Here is a 5,124-nt window from a genome sequence, read left to right on the forward strand (position 1 = left end):
GGGGGGTACTGTGGGGGAGGTAATGGCCCGGCAGCAGCTGCTCATAGCTAATTATCCGCATATGATCGATAACGGTATTTTAACGCCCAACTCGATGATGTTACCAGTAAACGGAGGTCTATTTACCAGCGTGATGTTGGGGGTATCGTTCTATGATGACAACGGTAAAAATACCAGTGGGGTCAACTTCTTAGTGTCTGCCTTACCTAAACCCTAAATAAGGGCTATCCTCATTTCTATTCGAACCGCACCTTGAATGGCAATGGGGTGAAATAGCGGGAAGCTACACTGACCACCAAGTGAACGGCTCAGCCAACAGGGAGTGATGGAGCGTCGTTATCAGGCTATTTCCTGGATCCTGATCATTTGAGGGGGAACCTCTAGGAGTACTTGGTGGTTGCGGTGATAATAATGGGCTTCGAAGTTATCAAATACGTCGGTACAATCGCCACTCTTTAACGACCAGAAGGAAGTTTGATGTCCGTTGGTGACAAAAAGCGATTACCCATCACTCAATAACGCTCGTGCTTCGCAACAGTGGTCACAATCGTTGCAATAAATGGAACGAGTTATTCAATAAAACCCGATTTTCTCGATGGTTCAGCAGAGTATATTGAGCGACAGTTGCCGCAAACCAAGGGCATTGATTGAATCTGAGGAGTCACCATGAAACACGAACATTTTGTTGTCCAGAGTCCTGCTACACCGGCGGAGCAACTGATTTTGTTGTTTCATGGTGTGAGGGATAACCCCAGGGCAATGGGGGAGATCGGCAGTTACTTTACCAAAGAATTCCCCCAAGCCTTAGTGGTCAGCATCGGTGGCCCATTTGTTAGTGATAATGGCAATGGCCGCCAGTGGTTTTCGGTTCAAGGGATCACGGAAGAAAACCGTCTACAGCGTATTGCTGAGGTGATGCCAAAGTTTATTGAAGTGGTGCGTTATTGGCAATTACACAGCGGAGTGAGTGATGCGGCAACCGCCTTAGTCGGGTTCTCTCAGGGTTCGATTATGTCATTGGAAGCGATGAAAGCTGAACCCAAACTGGCTGGCCGAGTGGTTGCTTTTAGTGGCCGTTTTGCCCAATTGCCCGATGCCCATTTTGGGGAAAGCGTGGTTCATCTTGTTCATGGCGAAACGGATAGCGTGATTGCTTTGGAGCATGCACAAGCAGCGGAAGCCCGTTTAAAGGCGCTGGGCAGTGATGTGACTTTGGATATCGAGCCTGGTGTTGGGCATGGCATCAACCAGGGGATGATGGACAATGCTTTGTCACGTTTACATTACTACGTGCCACAGCATTACTGGCAAGAGGCGATGTCAGGCAAAAAAGGTGATTTGATTGCCTTTAAATATTAAGGCTTGGGCGCATTATGCGCCCATCATTTAGGGCTTTTTCGGCCAGTCTTCGTCATCATCCCATTGGGCATTATTATCCCGATGAGGAGGTACCTCCGGCTTGTGGGCCAGAAATTGCTTATGATCAAGACGGCGTAATTCTTTGATCCCATTAAGGATCATGCCAAACAGTAGGATCAGGATAATCCACCAGTAATCCGCTAACCAATGCATATTTATCCCTCACTCGGTGGGTGTATAAAACGTGCGAATATCAAGGGTAGATGGCTTTCAAGCCAGGATGCCCCTGCAACCTCTTTACCTTGCCAGGCCGCCAGTAGCAACTCGGGGGTCAATAGCTGTTCAGCCTGTTGTGCCAGCGGTTGATAACTCAAATGCCACGGTTCCATGGCAACCCCGCCGCCATTTCCACTAAATGGGCGGTAAAAACCAAATTCAGCCATATGTGCCGTTATCCACTGATTGAGTGGAAAGAAATAACCACCTTGTTGATATTCCCATGGTTCCAAGTGCAGTTTTTGCCCTGCGGGCAGCAGTGATGGATCGTAAATATCCAGATCACTGCCCCAGTGGTGGCGACTGGCCCCCGGCAGGGCAGACCAGTGTAAAATGGCTTGGCAACGTTCAGCGGTGGAAAGTGGCGAGATATCCAACGGCTGGCTTTGTTGATCTACGACCGGCCGCTCACCACAGAACTTGCCGTTCCAGATAGCCAGTTGCCGATCGAAGTCACGAAAGGTACTGGCAGGTTGCAGATCAAAACCCGCTGATTTTGCGGCCAGTTGCATGGCTTGAAATGCCACCACCGCAGCCGGTTGCAAGCGATGATGACCGCTGAGTACTGCCAGATGTTCTGTCGAGCGCCCGGTGATCATCTCTGCGCTAATCATGCGACTAACTGCTCCATAATCCGCTGATACATACGGCTGAGTAATTGAAGGTCCGCCGCATTAACACACTCATTCACTTTGTGGATGGTGGCATTAACCGGCCCCAGTTCCACCACTTGGGCACCCATTCGGGCAATAAAGCGGCCATCGGAGGTCCCGCCGGTGGTCAATAACTCGGGGGTTATCTCTGCGTAATGTTCCACCGCCTTGACCACCGCATCCACCAACGCGCCACGTTGGGTTAAAAATGGCTGACCCGACAGCCACCAGTCGAGGCTGTAGTTCAATTGATGACGATCCAACAGCTCGTGTACGCGCTGTTTGATGATGGTGTCGGTGATTTCAGTGCTGAACCGGAAGTTAAATTGTACCGACATCTCACCTGGGATCACGTTGTTGCTGCCGGTACCTGCTTGTATGTTGGCAATCTGCATACTGGTGGGGGGGAAGAATTCATTGCCCTGATCCCACTCTATGGCAATCAGCTCATTGAGGGCGGGTAACGCGCGATGAACCGGGTTATCTGCCAGATGTGGATAGGCGACATGGCCTTGAATACCATGGATCTGCAGATTAGCGGTAATGGAGCCTCGGCGACCATTTTTTACCACATCCCCAACCTGTTTATTACTGGAGGGTTCGCCCACCAGACAATAATCAAGACGTTCATCACGGTCCATCAAGGCTTGCACCACTTTGACGGTACCATCGATGGCGCTGGCTTCCTCATCCGAGGTGATCAGGAATGCCAGGCGGCCTTGATGATCAGGATTTGCCGCCACAAAGCGCTCGGCCGCCACCACCATGGCAGCCAATGAGCCTTTCATATCGGCGGCACCACGGCCATAGAGCATGCCATTACGAATAACCGGCTCAAAAGGGGGATTATCCCACTGCTTTTCATCACCGCAGGGCACCACATCAGTATGACCGGCAAATGCCAGCGTAGTGCCTTGACCACGCCAGGCCCAAAAATTTTGCGTATCACCGAAGTTCATCGGTTCTATGGTAAAACCGCTGGCTTTGAGGCGGGAAATCATGATTTCCTGGCAGCCTTCATCATGTGGGCTGAGAGATCGGCGCTTAATAAGTTGTTGCGCTAATTCAATAACAGGGCAAATCATGCATTAACCTCGGAAATAAATTGTTGATAACTTTCGCTACTGAAACCCAGCAGGGCATGGCCATGACCATCATCCAGCAGGGGGCGTTTAATGATGGCGGGCTGTTCCAGCATTATGGCAATCGCGCTATCCGCGTTATCGCAGCCATTACGCTGAGCTTCATCCAGCTTGCGCCAGGTGGTGCCACGGGTATTCAAGAGCGCTTGCCACCCCAACCGAGCGACAAAATCCCGCAGCAGAGGCTCATTCAGCCCATCTGCACGGTAGTCGTGAAATTGATAGGCAACCCCCTGTTCTTCCAGCCAGCGGCGTGCTTTTTTTATGGTGTCACAATTTTTGATGCCATAGAGCGTAAACAAACTTTTTGAGTCCATATCTACCATGCGAAAGTGCTACCTATCTCTTTGAATCAGTAAGGAAAAGCAAGCTGATAGTGACGGCATATCCCGTCAAGAAGCTATGCTATTGAGTTATACGAAAGATAATGCGGTAAAACGGGGCTGAGATCCAGATAACTATGAGCTGATTGTAGACAAGGGGAGGTCGGCATTTAAAGGTCAGCATAGGGAAGATACCTCTGGCTTGGGGAAGTTTTTTACTCGTTTGGTTGAAGGAAAGATAAAGGTTTACTCATGACTTATAGGGGCGCTCCCGCTCACGCAGCGTTGCACTGGAATCATTAAATAACCATTTGATTTTAAATAATATTAAAACACGGGGAAGCTGGGGTAAGCAAATAATTTCAGTTTAATGAAGAATTTTTTGCTGTTGCAACAATTTTGCTGTTTCAACAATCATGTGAATAGACGGTAGGGTAGCGCACGCAAGAGATACGTGCGCTACTGGCAGGCTGGGTGTTATGCCTGAAATGACCCGTTCAACTCAGGTTTTTAATCTAGTTGACTAACGGTAAGCGTTTTGGCGTCGTAATCAAGATCGAATTGAAACAACCCCGCCTGTTCGCTTTCAAACATAAAACCTTCACTACTGTTTTCAACCAAGGTCACCGGTGTGGATAATTCGAGCCGGTTTCCAGCTTGAGGACTGCCTAGGCTTAATAAACGTCCTGTCTGATCCGTCAGATACAGCCGATGAGCTTTAAACTCCGCTTCAGGATCTTCCTGAGCGGCACCCAACCGTGTTACTAGGCGGTATTTTCCGCCCTCCAGGTGCTCAAAGCGATTTCCTCTATAAGCTTGCTTACCTGTATGGCTACCCACCAGATAGAGCTGGTATGGTGCACTGCCTTCAGTCAGTTCTGGCTTTCGGTCCGCTAAGCCAAACTGCGCATAGACACCGGTATGATCAGATACACGCCCAAAAGAACCCTGCGTAAAAATGCGCTGACTCTGCTTGACTTCAAAGGGACTGTCATCATTGATCACCAGAAAGTCAATCCGTTTGCCGACGTCACCGATCCAGCCATCTATCGTGCCCCCAATGGTCGGGTCAAGCAAGCCATCAGGGTTTGCCAGGGCATACTGTTCAGAATACCCCGTTCCATTAGTAATAAACTGCTGCGCTTTAGTCGCAGCAACTTGATTGAAATCTCCACAAAAAAGCGTATTTACATTCTGCTTTTTGAGTTCTTTATCCCAGGCAGTCAGGCGATTGAACTGACCTTGAAAAGGTTCTTCATTATCATTCCACCAGCCAGCGTGAATTGAAAAAACATTCAACTGACCTAAACGACCACCAAGATCAATCTGAGCCATCGGAATATTACGTGACTTCCAGAAGGTACGCGTACC

The 5,124-nt window shown here is 49.3% G+C and carries 7 protein-coding genes; 2 read left to right on the plus strand and 5 right to left on the minus strand.

Features of this window, described 5'->3' with window-relative positions; genetic code table 11:
- On the plus strand, positions 1 to 217 hold a 217-nt coding region (locus tag IO95_RS10540; RefSeq protein WP_037385225.1), incomplete at its 5' end, for a hypothetical protein.
- Between the two features lie 449 nt (positions 218 to 666).
- Complete coding sequence (gene ypfH / locus IO95_RS10545; protein ID WP_023492617.1) at positions 667 to 1,359, plus strand: esterase; 693 nt, start codon at positions 667 to 669, stop codon at positions 1,357 to 1,359.
- A gap of 27 nt (positions 1,360 to 1,386) precedes the next feature.
- Here ypfH and IO95_RS10550 read toward each other — a convergent pair whose 3' ends face one another.
- The 5 genes from IO95_RS10550 to IO95_RS10570 all read right to left on the minus strand — a co-directional run.
- Complete coding sequence (locus IO95_RS10550; RefSeq protein WP_023492618.1) at positions 1,387 to 1,572, minus strand: YpfN family protein; 186 nt, start codon at positions 1,570 to 1,572, stop codon at positions 1,387 to 1,389.
- 2 nt (positions 1,573 to 1,574) lie between these two features.
- The gene (locus IO95_RS10555) at positions 1,575 to 2,249 is read right to left on the minus strand and encodes a M15 family metallopeptidase (RefSeq protein ID WP_023492619.1); all 675 of its coding nucleotides are present in this window, start codon (positions 2,247 to 2,249) and stop codon (positions 1,575 to 1,577) included.
- Entirely contained in the window at positions 2,246 to 3,373 is a 1,128-nt protein-coding gene (gene dapE, locus IO95_RS10560; RefSeq protein WP_023492620.1) for a succinyl-diaminopimelate desuccinylase, read from the minus strand. Before dapE ends, IO95_RS10555 begins: the two co-directional genes overlap by 4 nt.
- A complete protein-coding gene (locus IO95_RS10565; RefSeq protein ID WP_023492621.1) occupies positions 3,370 to 3,756 on the minus strand; it encodes an ArsC family reductase in 387 nt (128 codons plus the stop codon). Before IO95_RS10565 ends, dapE begins: the two co-directional genes overlap by 4 nt.
- 507 nt (positions 3,757 to 4,263) lie before the next feature.
- The coding region (locus IO95_RS10570) for a hypothetical protein (RefSeq protein ID WP_235186761.1) at positions 4,264 to 5,124 on the minus strand (861 nt) is incomplete at its 5' end.

It is taken from the genome of Serratia sp. DD3 (assembly GCF_000496755.2).